This is a genomic window from Arthrobacter sp. 10N410 (genome assembly GCF_056394945.1).
In genome coordinates this window covers 85780-104942 of the sequence record NZ_JBFTIP010000005.1, presented here as the reverse complement: position 1 = coordinate 104942, position 19163 = coordinate 85780, and the positions used below count along the sequence as shown (strand labels likewise).

Genomic DNA, 19163 nt, shown 5'->3' with positions numbered 1-19163 from the left:
AGTCACCGCCGTTGTGGTAGCCCACAACGGCGGTGACTATCTCCCCAGGACCCTGGCGGCATTGGCGGCGCAGACCCGTCCAGCGGATGCAGCCATCGGGATCGACACCGGATCACGCGACCACTCGGCGGCACTGCTTGAGCAGGCGCTCGGCAAAGCCAGCGTCACCGTCTTCGACCAGGCCAGGACCGGTATGGGCGGTGCCGTCCAGGCCGGACTGAAGGCGCTCGCGCCCTGGCGCGGGGACGCCGGGCACGCCGCCTCCGAGTGGATCTGGTTGCTGCACGACGACGCCGCGCCGGCTCCCGAGGCCCTCGCCGAGCTCCTGCACGCCGTGGAGCGGGCGCCATCGGTCACCGTGGCCGGCTGCAAGCAGCTGGACTGGCACGCAGGCCGACGGCTGATCGACGTCGGACTTTCCACCAGCCGCTGGGCCGAGCGCCTGACGCTGATCGAAGCCGACGAACTCGACCAGGGCCAGTACGACGGCCGCAGCGATACCTTCGCCGTCAACTCGGCCGGCATGCTGGTGCGCCGCGACGTCTGGGAGGAGCTCCGCGGCTTCGACCCTGCCCTTCCGGGCAGCGGCGACGACGTCGACTTCTGCTGGCGCAACCGGCTCGCCGGCCACCGCGTAGTGGTGGTCCCGAGCGCCCGGATCTTCCACGTGTCGCACCGGCCGCACGCCCAGGGCAACGCGACGGCGGCCCGCAAGGCCCAGGTCCACCTGCGGCTCAAGCACGCCTCGGCCTGGAAGGTTCCGCTGCACGCCGTCGGCGCCCTGCTGGGCAGCCTCTTCAAACTTGTCCTCAGCATCGCCGTCAAGGACCCCGGCCACGGATTCTCCCAGCTGCTGGCAACCCTTGGCGCCCTCGGGAGGCCCGCGGCCGTGTACCGCGGCCGGCGCAACGCGGCCCGCACACGGCGCATCCGCCGCTCCGTCATCAAGGGGCTGCAGACGCCGCGGCGCGAGGTCTGGGCGCACCGGCGTTCGCTGATGGAGGCGCTCGGATCCGACGATACCGAGGCGTCGTCCAGGCACGACCCGCTGGCCGAACAGCCGAGCGGTGATTCCGCCGACGACTTCGCCGCCCTGGACACCACCGGGCGCGGCTGGGCGGGAAACGGCGCCCTGCTGGCGCTGCTGCTCACCGCCGCAGCCTCCCTGATTGGCCTGCTGAGCCTGTTCCGCGCCGACGCCGTCACCGGCGGGGCGCTGATCCCGGTCTCGGCCCGCCTCGGCGACATCTGGAACCATGCCTCTGGCTGGTGGATTGCCCTCGGTGCCGGCCTGCCGGGCCACGGCGACCCGTTCGGCTACGTGCTCTGGGGGCTGGGCGTCCTTGGCGCCGGCAACACCAACGGCGCAGTGGCCTGGCTGCTGGTGCTGGCCATGCCGTTGTCCGCGCTGGGGGCCTGGTTCGCCGCCGGCGCCCTGACGCGCCGGCGCAGGCTGCGTCTTGTTGCCGCGCTCATCTGGGCCGGCGCTCCCGCCCTCCAGGTGGCACTCAACCAGGGCCGCCTCGGCGCGCTCATTGCGCACGTGATGATGCCGTTGCTAGTCATGGCCCTGCTCCGCGCCACCGGCTCCGTCCCGGGCCGCGGACGCTACGCCGTCCCCGCGCCGGGCGAGCGGCGCTTCACCGAGGCGCCTCCCGTCAAGCCCGGAATCAACGGCACGCCGTCCTGGACCGCGGCGGCCGCGGCGGGACTGGCGCTGGCAGTCGTTACCGCGGCGGCGCCGTCGCTGCTGCTGCCCTCCTTCACCGTCGTCATACTGTGCGGCGTGCTGCTGCGAGGCCGTGGGCGGACCGTCTGGTGGTCGCTGCTTCCCAGCCTTGCCCTGTTCCTTCCCTTTGCCCTCTCTGCCCTGGACCGGCCGCGGGCCCTGCTGGCCGACCCGGGCCTGCCGCTGGGCTTCGATGCCGCGCCGCTCTGGCAGCAGGCGCTGGGGCAGCCGCTGCGGTTCGAGTCCGGCGCCGGCCTGGCCGGACTGACGGTCTTCGGGCCGGGGGCCGTGCCGTGGGCGCTGCTGCTGGCACTGCTGCTCGGCCTGCCCCTCCTGCTGCTGGCCCTCACCGCGCTGTTCCTCCCGGGCCGGCGTGGGACGGGCCGGCGGCCGCGGCTGGCCCGCAGTTTCTGGGCCGCCGCCGTGCTGATGCTGGCGGGCGGCTGGCTGGCCGGGCACGTCGCCACCGGCGCCAGCGCCGACGTTCTGGTCTCCCCTTTCACCGGGCCGACGGTATCGGCGGCGGCGTTCGCGCTGCTGGGGGCGGCGCTGCTCGGCGCCGAAGCCGTCCTCGACGCCGCAGACGCGACCGCTACGGCCGCGCCGGGCCGGGCGTTTTTGGTTCGCAAAATCCTCATCCGGGGCTCCGCCGTCGCCGCAACGGTGCTCCTGCTCGCCGGGCCCCTGGCCGGGCTCGCCGCGTGGGCCGCGCACAACGTGCTGCAGTCCGACCCGCCTCCGGCCGCCGCGGCCGCCCCGGGCGGGGACGCGTCAGATGCCGCCGCCGGCAGCATCGCGGGGGCGGATGCGGACACCAACGCTGACCATGGCAATGGTGCGCTCGGCACCCGCCGGCTGGTCCAGGCCGGCAAGGCCCGCACGCTCCCGGCGACGGCCATCGACCGCGGCGAGGGATCGGAACAGACCCGGACCCTGGTCCTCTCCGCCAAGGAGGACGGAACGTTCGCGGCCGCGCTCATGCGGGGCGACGGTACCAGGTTGGACGAGCTGTCCGCCGTGGCCTCCGCCCGTCAGGTGATGGGCGAGCCGGGCAAGGAAACGGTCCGGGACGACGACGCCGTCGCGGCTTCCCTGCGCAGCGTGGTCGCCACGATTGCCGCCGGCCAGGGCGTGGACCCCCGCCGGCAGCTCGAGCAGCTCGGCGTCGGGTTCGTCGTCCTGGAGGCCAGCGACAGCTCGGCGGAACTGACGGCCAGCCGGATGGACGCCGTTCCCGGCCTCGTGGCCGTCGGCCAGACCGACGTCGGCTGGTTGTGGCGGATCAGCCCGCTGAGCGAGACGGCTGCCAAGGCCGCCGACGTCGCGCACCGCGTGCGCGTCGTCGACGCTGCCGGCACCACCGTCGGGCTGCTGCCCGCCGGGGTGGTCGCCGCCGACGCGGCCGTGCCTGCCGGGCCCGAAGGCCGGCTGGTGGTCCTCGCCGACCGCGCCGATCCGGGCTGGAGCGCCTGGCTCGATGGCCGGCGCCTGACCGCCACCACCGCCGACTGGGCGCAGGCGTTTACCCTGCCGGCCCAGGGCGGCCAGCTCAGCATCCGCTACGAAAACCCGTGGGCCCTCTGGGCCGGAATCGTCCAGGCCGTCGTGATCGGCCTGACAATCCTGCTGGCCATTCCGATGCCTGCCCGCCGCCCGAACACCGGGCTCTCCAGGGACGAAGGCTCCCTGCGTAAGGAACATCAGCATGCATGACAACCATGGGGCCCCAACGCCTCCGGAACGGCCCGAACCGGCCAAGCAGCCCCAGACACCGGCGGTTGAGAGCCGGCGGGACAGAAGCGCACGCGGCGCCCAGCCGGACACGGCCCACACCGGGGTTACCGCGTTGGCCCGGCTGAAGAGCCTCTCGGGGGCCGTCGGCGGAGTTCTCTCCGCCGCAGTGCTCGTCGCCGCCGGCGGCGGGCTGGTCGCGGCAGCCGCACTCACCCCGCAGGTCACCGGCAGCCGGCCGCTGGAGGCGCCGCTGGCCGCGGTTCCGGCCGGCAGCAGCGTGGGCATCTGCCCCGGACCTGCACGGCTGCTCGAAGGCACGCCCGTCGGCACCGACCCGCAGTTCAGCCCGGAATCGGCGACCGCCAAGAGCGCGGTCAGCGCCGTCGTCATCAGTTCCAGCACCGGCGCACTTCCCGGAAGCCGGCTCGCCGCGCTGGCCGGCAGCCGGCTGGTGGAACTTGCCAAGGCCACCCCTGCCACCGCGGGGCCGGCCGCAAGCCCCGCCCCGGGCGTCCCTTCGGCGCTGCGGGCCGGCGTGGTGCCGCAGCGCGCTGTCGACGCCGTCAGTGTGCTCAGCGCGGATGCCCAGGGAAACCAGCAGCCCTCTGCCGGGGCCGTGATGAGCTACACGGCCACGGACGGGGATCTGCGCGGCACGGCTGCCGCCGCCTGCCAGCGTCCGGCCAACGACCTGTGGCTGGTCGGGGCGAACACCGCCCTCGGCCGGACCGCCGTGCTGAACCTCAGCAACGCCTCCGGGACGCCGGCTACCGTCAGCCTGGATCTCTTCGGCGCCAAAGGCCCCATCCAGGCCCCCGGCAGCCGCGGGCTGCTGGTCGCGCCGGGCAGCACCCGGTCCATCATCCTGGCCGGCCTGGCGCCCGGGCAGGACCAGCTGAGCGTGCGGGTGCGCAGCACCGGCGGCCCCGTCGCAGCCGTCATCCAGCAAAGCGTGCTGCGCGGGCTGACCCCCGGCGGGGTGGATTTCATTTCGCCGGGAACGGCCCCCGCGACCCGCCAGGTCATCTCCGGCATTGATATCCAGAACCCGGACGCCCTGGCGGCGCTGGCCGCCAAAACCGGCTTTGCCGACGCCAAACCTGCCCTGCAGATCACCGTCCCCGGCGCCGCGGACGCCGTGGTGGAAGTGAAACTATTCGGGCGCGACGGCCAAAAGGCCCTGCCCGGCGGCGGCGTAGTCACCGCCAAGTCGGGCGCCGTCACCGAGGTCTCCCTCGCGGGCGTCCCGGCGGGGCACTACACGGTGGCGGCCAGCTCGGACGTTTCCTTCGCCGCCGCGGCCCGGGTCACCCGTGGGCTCAAGGCCGAGGAAGCCGCCGATTTGGCCTGGGCGCCGTCTTCGGCGAGGCTCGGAAGCCAGCACGTCGTTCCGGTGCCCCGGACGGGCGAGCGGTTCCTGATGTTCGGCGCGCCGGAAGGCCGCGCCAAGATCTCGTACACGCCGATCACTGCCGACGGCAAGGTCCGGGCCGCGGCCACAATGGACATTGCCGGCGGAACCACCGCCTCCGTCAGAATTCCCGGGGACGTGGGTGGCTCGCCGCTGGTGGGGTACCTGGTCTCGGCGGCGGGGGATGCGGCCTACGGGGCCGTCATGCTGCAGCAGGGCGGCAGGTCCGACATCGCCAGCATCCCGGTTCTCCCCGGGGCGGCCGGCCAGGAACAGATCCCGGTCACCCTCGGGTACTAATCGCGACGGCCGGCGCTCAGCAACGGCGGCCTAATAGCGGCGGCGGTACACCGGGTCCAGCGACTCGGGCGGGACGCCGAGCATCTCCGCGGTACGCTCCACCACCACGTCATGCACGAGGTCCTGGAGTTCGTCGCGGCTGCCGCAGGCCTGCTCGACAACCCTCCGGTAAAGCGTGATCACGGGGCCCTCCTCCGCCGTCGCCGGTGTGTAGGAGCCCATCGGCGCCGGGGTGCCGTCGGCTACGAGCTTCTCGAGTCCGGGCGGGATTTCCTCGACCGCAAAACGGACCCCGTCCAGCGGCTTGCCCCAGATATCGTGCAGGCGCTGGGCCGAATCCAGGACAAAGTCATCGAAGCGGTCCGAACGTGTCCGGTAGCCGGGCAGCGTCGGGAGCATCAGCTCGCCGCGCAGGCCGCGGCCGTGCCGGTTCCTGCGGCGTTGCCGGAAGCTCTTCCCCTTGGCGGCGCCGCCGTCGCCGGGGTCAGCCAACCGGACCGTAAAGCCGGGATCATGGTGCGATGACTGCATATCTTGACTCTAAACCCGGCGCCTGATTTCTGCGATATGGCGGCCGCCGCGACCCGCCGTCGGAGCCCGCCCGACGCCGTCGGCCGCCCTGGGCGCGGCGTCCCGGGGCCGGACGGGCGTTTCAATGCGCGGGAGCGGGCAGGTGGGGGAGTAGTCTGTGATGTCGTGGGTGCAATTCGTCAGTGTTCAAGGTCAGCCTGCCGCAATTCGGCGGTGGCTACTTTGACGTACGTGTATGCCGACTCCACCGCGGTGCTCGGCCCGCTGGCCACCTACGCCGAGCCGCACTGCTACGACCTTTGCGAACAACACGCCGGTACCCTGACCGTGCCGCGGGGCTGGGAAGTCCTGAGGCTCGCGATGCCGGCCACTCCGGCCGGTCCCGGGCCCGATGACCTGCTGGCCCTTGCCCATGCGGTCCGCGAGGCCGCCGCCCGGCCCGCAGCCGCAGAGCCCGCCCAGGGCCAGCGTTCCGCGCATCCGGCCCTCGAAGCCCCGGCCGCCGCCGACGGTACGCGCCGCGGGCACCTGCGCGTCCTGCGCGAACCCTCCTGAGCCGCGAACTGGCGGTAGGCTGGGAACTGAAATTTCCGTACGCCACCGGCGCCAGCGGCGTCGCCCCCAGGGAGCCTTCACCATGCCACTGATCAGTCCCGAACTGTTGTCTGTCCTGCGCTGCCCCGTGACCGGCTCAGCCCTGGTACAGGAGGGCGAAGAGCTCGTCGCCGCGTCGCCCGACTCGAACGGGCAGAAGCTGCGCTACACGATCGAGGACGGCATCCCGCTGCTGCTGCCGCCGGAGCTGCTGGCCGCGGCCACCGCCGCCTCCTCCGATCAGCACGACGGCGGCCGTCACGACGGCGCGCCCCGCCACGCCGCAGAGTAGCCCCGTCCTCCGGTGCGGGCGGCGGACGGAACAAGCGCCGCCGACCCATCGGAGGGCGCCTCGGCGCCGAACCACTTGCAGTCCCTCCAGCTATATTCCGGCTACCCCAAAGGATCCCCATGACTTTCGACTATAAAATTGCCGACATTTCGCTGGCCGAGGCCGGCCGGCACCAGATCCGCCTCGCAGAGCACGAGATGCCCGGGCTGATGTCCCTGCGCGAGGAGTTCGGCGCGAGCCAGCCACTCAAGGGTGCCCGGATCGCCGGCTCCCTGCACATGACGGTGCAGACGGCCGTGCTGATCGAGACCCTCACCGCCCTCGGCGCCGAGGTCCGCTGGGCTTCCTGCAACATCTTCTCCACCCAGAATGAGGCCGCAGCCGCCGTCGTGGTCGGCCAGGGCACCGTCGAGGACCCGCAGGGCGTTCCGGTGTTCGCCTGGAAGGGCGAGACGCTCGAGGAATACTGGTGGACGGCCGAGCAGATCCTGACCTGGCCCGGTGCGGACAGCAACCCGGACCTGGGACCGAACATGATCCTCGACGACGGCGGCGACGCCACCATGCTGGTGCACAAGGGCGCGGAATTCGAGGCCCTGGGCGCCGTGCCGGCGGCAGGCGACGATGAGTCCGAGGAGGGCCGCGTCTTCCTCGAGGTGCTGCGCGCCTCGCTGCAGAAGGACCCGCAGAAGTGGACCCGGATCGGCTCGCGCCTGCTCGGCGTAACCGAGGAGACCACCACAGGCGTCCACCGTCTCTACCAGCTCGCCGAGCAGGGCAAGCTGTTGTTCCCGGCGATCAACGTCAACGACTCCGTCACCAAGAGCAAGTTCGACAACAAGTACGGCATCCGCCACTCGCTGCCGGACGGCATCAACCGCGCCACCGACGTGCTGATGGGCGGCAAGGTCGCCGTCGTATGCGGGTACGGCGACGTCGGCAAGGGCGCCGCGGAGGCGTTCCGGGGCCAGGGCTCGCGCGTTATCGTCACCGAAATCGACCCGATCTGCGCGCTGCAGGCGGCGATGGACGGCTACCAGGTGGCCACGCTCGAGAGCGTGCTGGCTGAAGGCCACATCTTCATCACCACCACGGGCAACAAGGACGTCATCATGGCCGAGCACATGGCCGGGATGCGCGACAAGGCGATCGTGGGCAACATCGGCCACTTCGACAACGAGATTGACATGGCCGGGCTCGCCCGGATCCCCGGCATCACGAAGGTCGAGATCAAGCCGCAGGTGCACGAGTGGGTCTTCGATGCCGGGACCGCGGAAGAGCGCTCCATCATCGTCCTGTCCGAGGGCCGGCTGCTGAACCTCGGCAACGCGACCGGGCACCCCTCCTTCGTGATGAGCAACTCCTTCGCCAACCAGACCATCGCGCAGATCGAACTGTTCACCAAGGCGGGCCAGCCGGAAGGTGAGCGCAAGTACGAAAAGCAGGTTTACGTGCTGCCGAAGATCCTCGATGAGAAGGTGGCCCGGCTGCACCTTGGCGCCCTCGGCGTGCAACTGACCGAGCTGACCAAGGAACAGGCTGCCTACCTGGACCTCGACGTCGCCGGCCCGTACAAGCCGGAGCACTACCGCTACTAAGCGCGACACTGCGAGCAAAAGGGGCCCTGGACTTAGCGTCCGGGGCCCCTTTTGTGACCGTATCGTGGCGCTGGCAACGGCGGGCCGCACCAGAAATTCACATATGCTTTCAAGGTAACGTCTGGAAGGACCCGAGTATTGTGATCGCCCCGAAAAGCTGGAGCACCGGCCGGAAAGCCGCCGTGCTGGCAGCCGTATGCGCCCTGGCAGCCGGCGGCGGAGTCTTCGCCGCGGCAGGACCCCTGGCGCACGCCTCCTTTGCCTCCGAAGCAGGATCGCCGGAGCGATCGACCCAAGGCCTGGCCTTCCCGGTGGTGCCCCCGCTCCAGCTCGCCGTAGCGCCCGCCGACGCCGCCGTCCAGGTCAACCCGGCCGCCCCGGTCACCCTGAAGGTGGGCAACGGCCGGATTGAGCGGGCGGCGCTGACAAGCGAGACGGGCCAGTCCGTGGACGGGAAGCTCAGCGCCGACGGATCCAGCTGGGCCGCCACCGGGCCGCTGGAATTCAACACCCGCTACAGCTACAGCTACTCAGTGGTTGACGGCGCGGGACGATCGACCGAGAACACCCGCAGCTTCACCACGGTGACCACCGCCAACGAGGCGGACGCTGCCATCTATCCGCTGGACGGCATGAAGGTCGGGGTCGCGCAGCCGCTCCAGCTCACCTTCAGCGAGCCGGTACTGAACCGCGCCGCCGTCGAAAAGGCTATCAAGATCAGCTCCACCTCGGGCCAGGTCGGGGACTTCCACTGGTTCAGCAACACCATGGTCCGGTACCGGCCGCAGAATTTCTGGGCGGCCAACAGCACCATCACCATGGACATCAAGCTCTTTGGCGTCAATCTGGGCAAGGGCCAGGTCGGCAACTTCAATAAGTTGGTCACGGTCCACATTGGCGACAAGAAGGTCGCCGTGGCGGATGCCAAGGCGCACACCTTCACGGCCTCGATCAACGACCGGCAAGTCGGGCGGTGGCCCGCGACCATGGGGGACACCCGGTTCCCGTCGGCGCGCGGCTACCTGGTGCTGATGGAGAAATACCGGGTGGAGCACATGGACGCCCGCACCATCGGCCTCAAACCGGGCGACCCGGCCTACTACGGGCAGCTCGACGTCAATTACGCCACACGACTGACCCCCAGCGGCGAGTTCATCCACCAGGCCACGGCCTCCGCGATGCCCTACATCGGCAAGGTGAACCTCTCGCACGGCTGCGTCGGCCTGGGACCGGCCGGCGCCAAGTGGGTCTTCGACAACATGACGACCGGGGACGTGGTCCAGGTGGTCAACACCGACGGCGACTATGCGGCGTACGACGACGGCTTCGGGGACTGGAACATCCCCTGGGCGAAGTACGCGAACTGAGCCGGGGCGCCTGGCAAGGCGCCGGGGGATTTGCACAATGGGGGAATTGCAGTTGGGGGATGCGGGATGGCCAAGACGGTAAGGCAAGGCAAGAGCGGTCGAAGTACCGGCAAGATGCTGGCAGTAGCCGGGATCTGCCTCGCCATCTGTGCCGGCGGAATCGGCGTCGCCACCGGCCCGGTCTGGGCGGACAGCGACCTGCCCTCGGAAGCGGGGTCGCCGATGCGCAACGTCTCGGGCCTGGTTGCGCCTGTCGTGAAGGCCGTTGAACTCGGGGTAACGCCGACCGACGGCGCCCGGGACGTCAACCCGGCCGCCCTGCCGTCGGTCAAAGCCGTCAACGGCGTAATAAAGGACGTGGTGCTGCGGCCCGAACCCGGCGGCGCCCCGGTCCCCGGCACCACCAGCGCGGACGGCTCCACCTGGACCGCCGGGGACCCCCTGGAGTTCGACACCCGGTACCACTACAGCTTCACGATCGTGGACCTGGCCGGCCGGGAGACGAAGAAGGTCCAAAGCTTCTCGACCGTCGCCACGGCCAACGAAGCCGACGCCGCGGTCTATCCGCGGGGCGGCAGCACCATTGGCGCCGGGCAGCCCATTGAGATCGTGTTCAGCGAGCCGGTCATCAACAAGGCGGCCATGGAGAAGGCCGTGAAGGTTACCGTCTCCTCCGGTCAGGCCGTCGCCTGGCGCTGGTACTCGGACCGGCGCGTCCGGATCCGGCCGGAGCGCTTCTGGGCCGCCAACAGCCGGATCACCGTGGACCTGAAACTGTTCGGCGTCGACTTCGGTAACGGCATGGTCGGCAACTCGAACGTCCCGGTGTCCTACAAAGTGGGGCCGCAGCGGCTCGCCGTCGTGGACGACGTCACGAAGACGATGAAGGTCTACTTCGACGGCCGGCTGGTCAAGACCGCACCGGTCACCCTCGGCGGCGAGGACTGGCTATCGCCCTCCGGCTACGCCGTCATCATGGAGCAGGAACGCCGCTCCAAATTCAACGCCGGCAGCATCGGCCTCAAGCCCGGCGACAAAGGCTACTACCCGCCGCTTACCGTCGAGTACGCCAACCGGCTGACGACGTCGGGCGTCTACGTCCACCAGGCACTGGAGTCCGCGTGGGGCGCGGTGGGCCGGTTCAACGTCTCTCACGGTTGCGTTGGACTGCTCCCGGCGGACGCCCAGTGGTTCTTCAACAACATGAGGACCGGCGACGTGGTGCAGACCCTGAACACGGGGGCGGCGCCGGTGGAGCCGCTGGAAGGCTTCGGTGACTGGAACATCCCCTGGGCCCAGTACGGCAAGCGCTGAGCCCGCGCGGCCGGCAAACGCCGAGCCCCGCGGCCGGACCACGGTCAGCGGGCCCGCTGGTGCGGCAGCCGCCCAAGCCGTGCGCCGAGGCGCGCGTTGCGTTCCCGGGTGAGCCGCAGACGGTCCAGCTCGCGGCGGCTCCGCTCGCCCAGCACCGCGGCCAGGTATTCCTCCGGCCCGGTTCCGGCCGGCGGCGGGGGAGCAACGTGCGCCGCTAGCTCGGTGGCCAGCGACTGCGCCATCGCCACCCGGGAGCCGGGGGACATGCGGTGGGCCTGGCGGATGAAGAGCGAGGCGCGGCGGGCCGCGGCGTCCGGAATCCGGCCAATGTCCGCGAGCGACACCCAGGGCTGGAGGTGGAACGGCACGCTGTGCAGCACGGGAGCTTCGGCCTGCACCCGCCGTCGCAACGCATAGGTGCCGGCCACCAGGTCACCGAGCCGCTTGGACTTCCCGTTGAAGAGCGCGACGGCGATCGCCAGTCCGCCCAGCGTCGTGTAAATCTCGAGGAAACCTATCAGCCCCCGGATCAGGGCATGCCGGAAACGGATCGCACCGCCGTCGTCGCGCACGATCCGCAGGCCGGTGGCCAGCTTCCCCAGCGACAGGCCGCGGCTGAGGGTCTCCACCGTGACGGGCAGCACCACGAAGCAGAAGACGACGACGACGGTGACCAGGGCGCCCATGGCGGCACGATCCAGCTCGGGGGCGGCGGCGCCGACTACCACCAGCAGGCCCCAGAGCACGGCGGTGTGTGCCAGGACGTCCAGCAGCAGGCCCAGCGCCCGGGCGGCGAACGACGCCGGCCGCAGCTCCAGGACGACGCCCTCGCCTGTGATGATGGAACTCAACCCGGACCCCCGCTCGTCTGCCAGTCAGGCACAGTCTAACCATCGTCAGGTGCCGGTCCTGAGCGCGGACAGACCTTTGCCGCCACGTTTTCCGGGGCAACCGGGGCCGGAACTGCCCGTTCGCGCCGTGGTGGGGCCGCAACTGCCCGTTCGCGGGCGCTAGGGTGGTGCCGTGGACATCGAGGCGTTCTCCCTGGTGAACGGGGACAAATGGGCGCGGCTGCACGCGCTGGCGCACCAGCGCAGGCTCAGCGGGACCGACGCCGACGAGCTGTTGCGGCTCTACCAGGGCGCATCGGCCGACCTTTCGCTGCTGCGGTCCGTGGCCCCCGAGAGCGGGCTGTCCGCCGCGCTGTCCGCCAGCCTCGCTCAGGCCCGCACCCGCTTCACCGGCGCGAGATCCAACTTCATGGAGGACCTCGCCCAGTTCTTCGTCGTCGCACTGCCCGCCGCCCTCTACCGGATCCGCTGGCTGACCGCCTGGTGCGGGCTCGCGTTCTGCCTGATCGCCGCCGCCTATGCGCTCTGGATCGGCAACTCCCCGGAGGCCCTGCGCGCCCTGGGCTCGGATGCCGAGGTCCGCCGCTACGTGGAGCAGGACTTCATCAACTACTACTCGGAGAATCCCGCCGCGTCCTTCGCCGGCCTGGTCTGGACCAACAACGCCTGGATTGCCGCTCAGGCCGTGGCGCTGGGCATCACCGGGTTCTGGGTCCCGATGATTCTGATCGGCAATGCCCAGGGTGTCGGTGTCGCCGCCGGGGTCTTCGCCGGCGCCGGCAAGCTCGACGTGTTCTTCAGCTACATCCTCCCGCACGGGCTGATGGAACTGACGGCGGTCTTCGTGGCCTGCGCGGCAGGGCTGCGGATCTTCTGGGCAGTGGTGGCGCCCGGGCCGCGCCGCCGCTCGCAGGCGCTCGCCGCCGAGGGCCGCTCGCTCATCACCGTGGCCCTCGGCCTGGTCCTGGTGCTGCTGGTCTCGGGCGTGGTTGAAGGCTATGTGACGCCGAGCGATCTGCCGGTGTGGGCCAAGATCACCATCGGCGCCGCCGTCCTGGCCGCTTACTGGGCGTACGTGCTGGTGTTTGGCGGGCGGGCGCACCGTTCCGGCGCCACCGGTGACCTCGGCAGCGGGGACGCCGGTTACGCCGAAATTTCCGCCTGAATCCGCCCGGCCACGGGGTGGCACCTCGCCGGGGCTGAGGCCCTGACGGTAGGCTCGGTGTCAGATATGTGGCGTTGCCGGCCCAAGGCCCGGCGGCGCGGAACCCTATGGAAGCGAAGCTGCAGTGACCGAAAAAAGTCCCACCCCTCCGAATCGGCAGGATCCGCACCTGGATTCTGCCGACGACGCCGGCGAGCCTGCCTTCGAGTGGATGAAGCCGGCCGGCGCGGGCAAGCGGTCCGACGCGGCGTCCGGAGCTCCCGAGACTGAGCGGACCGCCGCGGCGCCGGACGCTGAGCCCACCGCCGCGGCGCCGGACGCTGAGCGCACGGCCGCGACGCCGGTTCCGGTCGATCCGGCCGGAACCCCGGCCGCCGGTGAACGCCAGGGCCGGCGCGCCGAACGGAAGGCAGCCGACGACGCCGCGGCCGGCGCTGCCGGGACCGAAGAATTCAACGAGTCGCTGCCCACCTCGGCCCTGCAGGTCCGGCCGCCGCGCGAAGAGGTGGAACGCCGCAACGCCGAGCGCGAACATGCCGCCAACGCCAAGCCGGTCGCCCCCCGGGTGATGCAGGTCCTGCTCGCGGTCTGCTACCCGGTGATCCTGCTGGTCCTGGCCGTCCGCGCCGTGACCAGCCCGCTGTTCCTCTGGGTGGAATACAACCGCCCGGGCTTCCCGGGGGACGGCTACGGCTTCAACACCGACGACCGGATGACGTACGGCTCCTACGCTGTCGACTACCTGAGCAACTGGTCCGGCCCGCGCTACCTCGGCGAGCTCGTGAACCGCTCCGGCGAGCCGCTTTTCAAGGACGGCGAAGTCAGCCACATGGCCGACGTCAAGCTTGTCATCCTCTCCGCCTTCGGAGCCGGTGCCTTGCTGGTGGTGCTCAGCCTGGTTGCCATCCTGTACCTGCGCCGGCGCAGCACCGGGGGAGTGCGCCGCGGCCTGTTCGCAGGTTCCATTGTCACGCTCGTGATCATCGTCGGCCTGGGCGTACTCGCGGTGCTGGGCTGGGAGCAGTTCTTCACCGAGTTCCACCGCGTCTTCTTCGTCAACGGCACCTGGACCTTCTCCCTTCAGGACACCCTGATCCGGCTGTTCCCGGGCCAGTTCTGGGTTGACGCCGGGATCGTGATCGGTGCCCTCGTCCTGCTCGCAGCCCTGCTCACGCTGATCCTCACCTGGCCGACCCGCAAACGCCGCGGACTGCCACCCCGGGTCCGGAATGCCTCCGCCGCCGAGGACGCCGGGGACGTCGCCGCGGACCCGGCCGAGCTCAAGGGCCGCCGCTTCAAGCGCAGCCGGAACGGCGCCGTCGACGGCCCGGCCGGCCGCGACGCAGACGCCGGAACCGACGCCGGCAGCAACGAAGCGGCAGCCGCCCGCCGCGAGGGCGCCTCCTAAGCCTGGAGACCCGGAGACCCACAGACCCGGAGAGACAAAAAGCGGCCGGCACGAGAGTGCCGGCCGCTTTTGCGTGCGCCGCTGCCGGGCGCCGCGTCCCTAGCCGTAGATCCGGTCGATGTGGGCCTGGAAATCACGCACAACGGCGGAGCGCTTGAGCTTCAGTGACGGCGTGAGGTGCCCGGACTCGACCGTGAAATCGGCGTCAAGCACCACGAAGGTGCGGATCGACTCCGCCTTGGACACCAAGGCGTTGGCGTCGTCGACGGCGGCCTGGATGGCGGCCCGGACCTGGTCGTTGGCCGCCGCCTCCGTGGCGCCCATGACGGGGATGCGCTGCGCGGCACACCAGTTCTCCAGGCCCTCCGGGTCCAGGTTGACCAGGGCTGACACAAACGGCCGCCCGTCACCGACCACCACTGCCTGCGCCACCAGTTGGTGCTCGCGGATCTTTTCCTCCAGCGGTCCGGGTGCCACGTTCTTTCCGCCCGCGGTGACCAGCAGGTCCTTCTTCCGCCCCGTGATGGTCAGGAAACCGTCGGCGTCCAGGGAGCCGAGGTCGCCGGTGCGGAAAAACCCGTCGACGAACGCTTCGGCGTTGGCCGCCTCGTTGGCGTGGTACCCCTTGAAGACACCGATGCCCTTGACCAGGATCTCGCCGTCGTCGGCGATCCTGATGGTGGTGCCGGGCACCGGGATGCCCACGGTCCCCACTTTGGTGCGGGTCGGGGTGTTGGCAGTGCACGGCGCCGTCGTTTCGGTCAGGCCGTAGCCTTCGAGGACAGGGACGCCGGCGCCGCGGAAGAAGTGCGCATCGTGGGAACTGAGCGGGCTGGCCCCGGAGACGGTGTAGCCGGGGCGGCCGCCGAACGCCTGCCGCAGTTTCGGGTACAGCACCCGGTCGAAGACGCCGTGCTTGGCGCGTAGGAGCCAGCCGGGCCCGGCGCCCTCACCGCGGGCGGCGGCGTCGAGCGCCTTTGAGTAGTCGACGGCGACGGCGGCGGCCGCCTCGAAGAGGCGGTCCTTGCCGGCCAGCGCCGCTTTGTGCGCGGCGCCGGCATAGACCTTCTCAAAGATCCGGGGCACCACGAGGAGGAAGGTGGGCTGGAACGTGCCGAGGTCCTCCAGCAGTTCCTTGGCATTGGAGGTGTGGCCCAGCGTGGTCCCGGCACTGAGGCAGATCACCTGCACGGCGCGGGCCAGGACGTGGGCCAGCGGGAGGAACATCAGCGTCCGGGTGGGGGGCTGCAGCAGGATCTCCGGCAGGAACAGGACGATGTTCTTCGCGACGAGGGCAAAGTTGCCGTGCGTGATTTCGCAGCCCTTGGGCCGGCCCGTGGTGCCGGAAGTGTAGACCAGGGAGGCCACATCGGCGAGGCCGGCCGCCGAGCGCTGCCGCTCCAGCTCTGCGTCGCTGACGCCGGTGCCGGCGGCAGCCAGGCTGGCGAGGTTCGGCGCCGCGCCGTCGTAGTCCATCCGGACCACGCCGAGCACCCGGCCCGCCAGCAGCTCCGAGCCGTCCAGCACGCCCTGTACCAGCGTGGCCTTCGCCGCGTTTTCGACGAAGACGCGGCGGGCGCCGGAGTCGTGCAGGATCCACTCGACCTGGCTGGCGGAGGAGGTCTCATAGATGGGGACGGTGACGCCGCCGGCGAACCAGATGGCGAAGTCCACCACGGTCCATTCGTACCGGGTGGCGGACATGACCGCGACCGTCTCGCCCGGGGTAAGTCCGCCGGCGATCAGCCCCTTGGCCAGGGCCGTGACCTGGTCCAGGAACTGCTGGGCCGGAATGTCTGTCCAGCCGGCGGGGCCCTTGCGGGCATAGAGCGCATGCACCGGATCCTTGGCGTGCTGCTCCAGCAGCAGGTCCGTGACATTGCTTTCCGGATCCAGCTCGACGAGCAGTCCGGTGCTAGCTTCTCTCACAACCCGTGTCTCCCGTTCCGGTCCGCGGCCCCGCGGACGCGGGCTCCGCTAGTAATCCTGCCCTAGATCCAGGACGGCATCCACATCCGCAGGCGCCAGTCCTGGTACGTAATCAGCTCCGCGGTCCACACCGGGTAAAAGAACGCCGAGAGCAGCACGGTCGCGACGACAAACAGCGCGACGAGTAGGAGGCCGGAGCGGCGCCGCCAGAGCGGGTCGGTGCGCCGGCCCAGGACCAGCCCCAGGCAGTACACCAGGGCCAGCACCAGGAACGGCTCGAAGGACACCGCATAGAAGAAGAACATGGTGCGTTCCGGGTACATGAACCACGGCAGGTAGCCGGCGCCCACGGCGGCCAGGATGGCCCCGGCGCGCCAGTCGCGCCGGCCCGCCCACCAGAAGAGCAAGATGCCGAGGCAGACCGCCGCGCTCCACCAGATCAGCGGGTTGCCGACCGAGAGGATGGCCGAGGTGCAACTGGGCAGCTCGCAGCCGGCCGTTCCCTGCTTGGACGACTCATAGAAGAACGACGTAGGCCGGCCCAGCACCAGCCAGCTCCAGGCACTCGCCTCGTAGGGGTGGTCCGCGCTCAGGCCCTGGTGGAACTTGTAGGCCTCGAGGTGGTAATGGGCCAGCGAACGGAGTGAATCGGGCAGCCAGCCCCACTGGGCCGAGGGGTTGGTTTCGGCCCAGTGCCGGAAATAGGCGTTGCTGGAGCGGAACCAGCCGGCCCAGGTGGCCGTATAGACCAGTGCCGCGACCGGGACGATGCTCAGGAAGGCGCCGATGCCGTCCTTGAGGATGCCGCCCGTGATCCAGCCATGCACGCCGGCGATCCGGCGCGCGCTGAGGTCCCACAGGACCGTCATCAGCCCGAAGCCGGCCAGGAAGAACAGGGCGGACCATTTGGTGCCGACCGCGAGACCGAGGCAGACACCGGCGGCCAGCCGCCACCAGCGGATCCCCAGCCACGGCCCGGCCGCAAGCTGCAGCCGGGAGGGGCGCCCCTCGGCGGAGGCCGCGGCTTGTCCGCCGAGCCGCTTCGCGAGCCGGCGGCGGCCGTCGTCGCGGTCCATCAGCAGCGCGCCAAAGGCCGCGAGGATCCAGAACATCAGGAAAATGTCCAGCAGCGAGGTGCGGGACATCACCAGGTGGTGGCCGTCCACCGCCAGCAGCACCCCGGCCACGGCGCCCAGGGTGAGCGAGTGGAAAAGCTTCTGCGCAATCAAGGCGAGCAGGAAGATCGAAAGGGTGCCGGTCAGGGCGGCCCCGAAGCGCCACCCGAACGGGTTTTCCGGGCCGAAGAGCCACATCCCGGCGGCGATCATCCACTTGCCCACCGGCGGGTGGACCACGTACTCGGGGCTGTCCAGCAGTACCCCGGGGTTGCCAGCGATGAAGGAGTCGTTGGCCTTGTCCGGCCAGGCGCGCTCGTAGCCGCTGACCAGGAGGGAGTAGCCGTCCTTGACGTAGTAGGTTTCGTCGAACACCAGGTTGTGCGGGGTGTCCAGCCGGACGAAGCGCAGGATTCCGCCGAGCACCGCGGTGAGGGCCGGGATGAGCCAGAACCACAGGCGCAGCGAGGGCGGATAGTCGCGCCAGCTGCGGATGTTGCCGATCAGCCGCTCTGTCAGGTCCTCGGCGTCGAATGCCTTGCCGGGACGGCTGATCCAGCGGTGCCCCTCGAGGTTGCGTCCGGTGCCCGGCAGGTCCGGCCTCCGGGCGTGGTGGCGGGTGCTGTCCGGGCTGCCGTCGGCGGGCACGGCCTCGGCTGAACCGGCCTCGGCAGGCCGCATGGGGGTCTGCGTCACGTTGCCATGCTACCTTTCGCGGCCGCGATCGTCGGTCCCGCGCGCCCGCCGGCAGTAGGCTTATGGGGTGGATCCCGAACAAAGCACCTCCCAAGGCAATTCCCCGGCACCCGCCTCCGCCGACGCCGTTCCGGCAGCGGGGACGGCCGCCGGACCGGGCCGGATCGTGCTTGCCGCCACCCCGATCGGCAACGTCGGCGACGCCTCCGCCCGGCTGATCGGGCTGCTGGAAACGGCGGACATCGTCGCCGCCGAGGACACCCGGCGGCTGCACCGGCTGGTTCAAAGCCTCGGCATCACCGTGGCGGGCCGGGTGATCAGCTACCACGAGCACAACGAGGCAGCCAAGACCGGCGAACTCCTGGACCAGGTCCGCTCCGGCAAGACCCTGGTCATGGTGACCGACGCCGGCATGCCCTCGGTCTCGGACCCCGGCTTCCGCCTGGTCGAAGGCGCCGTCGCCGCCGGGCTCACCGTCACCGCCGTTCCGGGCCCGTCCGCCGTACTGACCGCGCTCGCCCTGTCCGGGCTGCCGACGGACCGCTTTTGTTTCGAGGGCTTCCTGCCGCGGAAGGCCGGCGAACGGACCTCGCGGCTCGCGGACCTCGACGCCGAGCGTCGCACCATGGTGTTCTTCGAGGCGCCGCACCGGCTGGAGCCCATGCTCCGGGCCTTGCACGAACGCTTCGGCGCCGACCGCCGCGCGGCCGTCTGCCGGGAACTCACCAAAACCTACGAAGAGGTCATCCGCGGGACCCTGCGCGAACTGCTCCGCTGGGCCGAAACCAACGAGGTCCGTGGCGAGATCGCCGTCGTCGTGGGCGGTGCGCCCGAGCGGGAGCCGGGTAAGCCGGAGGACCAGGTCGCGGCCGTGAACGCGCTGATCGCCCAGGGCATCAGGCTGAAGGAGGCCGTCGCCGCGGTGGCCGATGACGCCAGGGTCAGCAAACGCGAACTCTATTCCGCCGTTCTCGCCGCGCGCTGACGCGGGGCTCCGGCCGCGGGCTGCGGGGCCGCGCCGCCGTTGTGCAGCTGCACAGCAGATCCGGCTTGGTCTAGTGCGCAGATGCGTAGACACCCCGGAGAGCCCGGCAGTACCGTGGCAGTAGTCCAGGCCCGCGGCGCAAGC

14 protein-coding genes are annotated in these 19163 nt (G+C 70.7%); 10 read left to right on the top strand and 4 right to left on the bottom strand.

The genetic code is table 11. The features are described from left to right. The first annotated feature begins 13 nt into the window (after positions 1 to 13). Together AC1DB8_RS12795 and AC1DB8_RS12790 are read left to right on the top strand one after the other, a co-directional pair. Positions 14 to 3442 (top strand): glycosyltransferase family 2 protein, encoded by a 3429-nt coding sequence (locus tag AC1DB8_RS12795; RefSeq protein WP_476893243.1) that lies wholly within the window; start codon positions 14 to 16, stop codon positions 3440 to 3442. Next, positions 3435 to 5174: a DUF5719 family protein gene (locus AC1DB8_RS12790; protein ID WP_476893242.1), complete on the top strand. Its 1740-nt coding sequence runs from the start codon at positions 3435 to 3437 to the stop codon at positions 5172 to 5174. The genes AC1DB8_RS12795 and AC1DB8_RS12790 overlap by 8 nt, the downstream gene beginning before the upstream one ends. Before the next feature lie 30 nt (positions 5175 to 5204). On the opposite strand, the gene AC1DB8_RS12785 is transcribed toward AC1DB8_RS12790, so the two are convergent. Then, positions 5205 to 5705 (bottom strand): metallopeptidase family protein, encoded by a 501-nt coding sequence (locus AC1DB8_RS12785; RefSeq protein ID WP_441418466.1) that lies wholly within the window; start codon positions 5703 to 5705, stop codon positions 5205 to 5207. Positions 5706 to 5870: 165 nt separating this feature from the next. Here AC1DB8_RS12785 and AC1DB8_RS12780 point away from each other — a divergent pair, with 165 nt between their 5' ends. The 5 genes from AC1DB8_RS12780 to AC1DB8_RS12760 all read left to right on the top strand — a co-directional run bounded on the left by AC1DB8_RS12780 (position 5871) and on the right by AC1DB8_RS12760 (position 10870). Further along, positions 5871 to 6260, top strand: coding sequence for a DUF3499 domain-containing protein (locus tag AC1DB8_RS12780; protein ID WP_476893241.1), 390 nt, complete (start codon positions 5871 to 5873; stop codon positions 6258 to 6260). An 82-nt stretch (positions 6261 to 6342) separates the two neighbouring features. Further along, complete coding sequence (locus AC1DB8_RS12775) at positions 6343 to 6591, top strand: Trm112 family protein (protein WP_441418465.1); 249 nt, start codon at positions 6343 to 6345, stop codon at positions 6589 to 6591. 119 nt (positions 6592 to 6710) lie between these two features. Further along, positions 6711 to 8189, top strand: a complete 1479-nt coding sequence (gene ahcY / locus AC1DB8_RS12770) for an adenosylhomocysteinase (protein WP_476893240.1) — start codon at positions 6711 to 6713, stop codon at positions 8187 to 8189. Positions 8190 to 8329: 140 nt separating this feature from the next. Then, on the top strand, positions 8330 to 9556 hold the full coding sequence (locus AC1DB8_RS12765; RefSeq protein WP_476893239.1) for a L,D-transpeptidase: 1227 nt from the start codon (positions 8330 to 8332) through the stop codon (positions 9554 to 9556). Between the two features lie 66 nt (positions 9557 to 9622). Further along, positions 9623 to 10870, top strand: a complete 1248-nt coding sequence (locus tag AC1DB8_RS12760) for a L,D-transpeptidase (protein ID WP_476893238.1) — start codon at positions 9623 to 9625, stop codon at positions 10868 to 10870. 44 nt (positions 10871 to 10914) lie between these two features. Here the strand turns inward: AC1DB8_RS12760 and AC1DB8_RS12755 are convergent, their stop codons facing one another. Further along, on the bottom strand, positions 10915 to 11721 hold the full coding sequence (locus AC1DB8_RS12755; protein WP_441418462.1) for an RDD family protein: 807 nt from the start codon (positions 11719 to 11721) through the stop codon (positions 10915 to 10917). Positions 11722 to 11893: 172 nt separating this feature from the next. Between AC1DB8_RS12755 and AC1DB8_RS12750 the strand changes: the two genes are divergently transcribed. Beyond that, positions 11894 to 12886: a stage II sporulation protein M gene (locus AC1DB8_RS12750; protein ID WP_441418461.1), complete on the top strand. Its 993-nt coding sequence runs from the start codon at positions 11894 to 11896 to the stop codon at positions 12884 to 12886. 124 nt (positions 12887 to 13010) lie between these two features. Next, a complete protein-coding gene (locus AC1DB8_RS12745) occupies positions 13011 to 14294 on the top strand; it encodes a TIGR01906 family membrane protein (protein WP_476893237.1) in 1284 nt (427 codons plus the stop codon). 99 nt (positions 14295 to 14393) lie between these two features. Here AC1DB8_RS12745 and AC1DB8_RS12740 read toward each other — a convergent pair whose 3' ends face one another. Beyond that, on the bottom strand, positions 14394 to 16223 hold the full coding sequence (locus AC1DB8_RS12740; protein ID WP_476893236.1) for an AMP-dependent synthetase/ligase: 1830 nt from the start codon (positions 16221 to 16223) through the stop codon (positions 14394 to 14396). 62 nt (positions 16224 to 16285) lie between these two features. Then, on the bottom strand, positions 16286 to 18034 hold the full coding sequence (locus AC1DB8_RS12735) for a dolichyl-phosphate-mannose--protein mannosyltransferase (RefSeq protein ID WP_476893235.1): 1749 nt from the start codon (positions 18032 to 18034) through the stop codon (positions 16286 to 16288). 67 nt (positions 18035 to 18101) lie between these two features. Here AC1DB8_RS12735 and rsmI point away from each other — a divergent pair, with 67 nt between their 5' ends. After that, positions 18102 to 19019, top strand: coding sequence for a 16S rRNA (cytidine(1402)-2'-O)-methyltransferase (gene rsmI, locus AC1DB8_RS12730; protein ID WP_441418457.1), 918 nt, complete (start codon positions 18102 to 18104; stop codon positions 19017 to 19019). The last annotated feature ends 144 nt before the right edge of the window (positions 19020 to 19163 follow it).

What these genes read in the sequence shown, in the direction of transcription:
- AC1DB8_RS12790 (WP_476893242.1), top strand. Translation starts at nt 3,435, where the DNA reads ATGCATGACAACCATGGGGCCCCAACGCCTCCGGAACGGCCCGAACCG.
- AC1DB8_RS12785 (WP_441418466.1), bottom strand. Translation starts at nt 5,705, where the DNA reads ATGCAGTCATCGCACCATGATCCCGGCTTTACGGTCCGGTTGGCTGAC.
- AC1DB8_RS12775 (WP_441418465.1), top strand. Translation starts at nt 6,343, where the DNA reads ATGCCACTGATCAGTCCCGAACTGTTGTCTGTCCTGCGCTGCCCCGTG.
- ahcY (WP_476893240.1), top strand. Translation starts at nt 6,711, where the DNA reads ATGACTTTCGACTATAAAATTGCCGACATTTCGCTGGCCGAGGCCGGC.
- AC1DB8_RS12760 (WP_476893238.1), top strand. Translation starts at nt 9,623, where the DNA reads ATGGCCAAGACGGTAAGGCAAGGCAAGAGCGGTCGAAGTACCGGCAAG.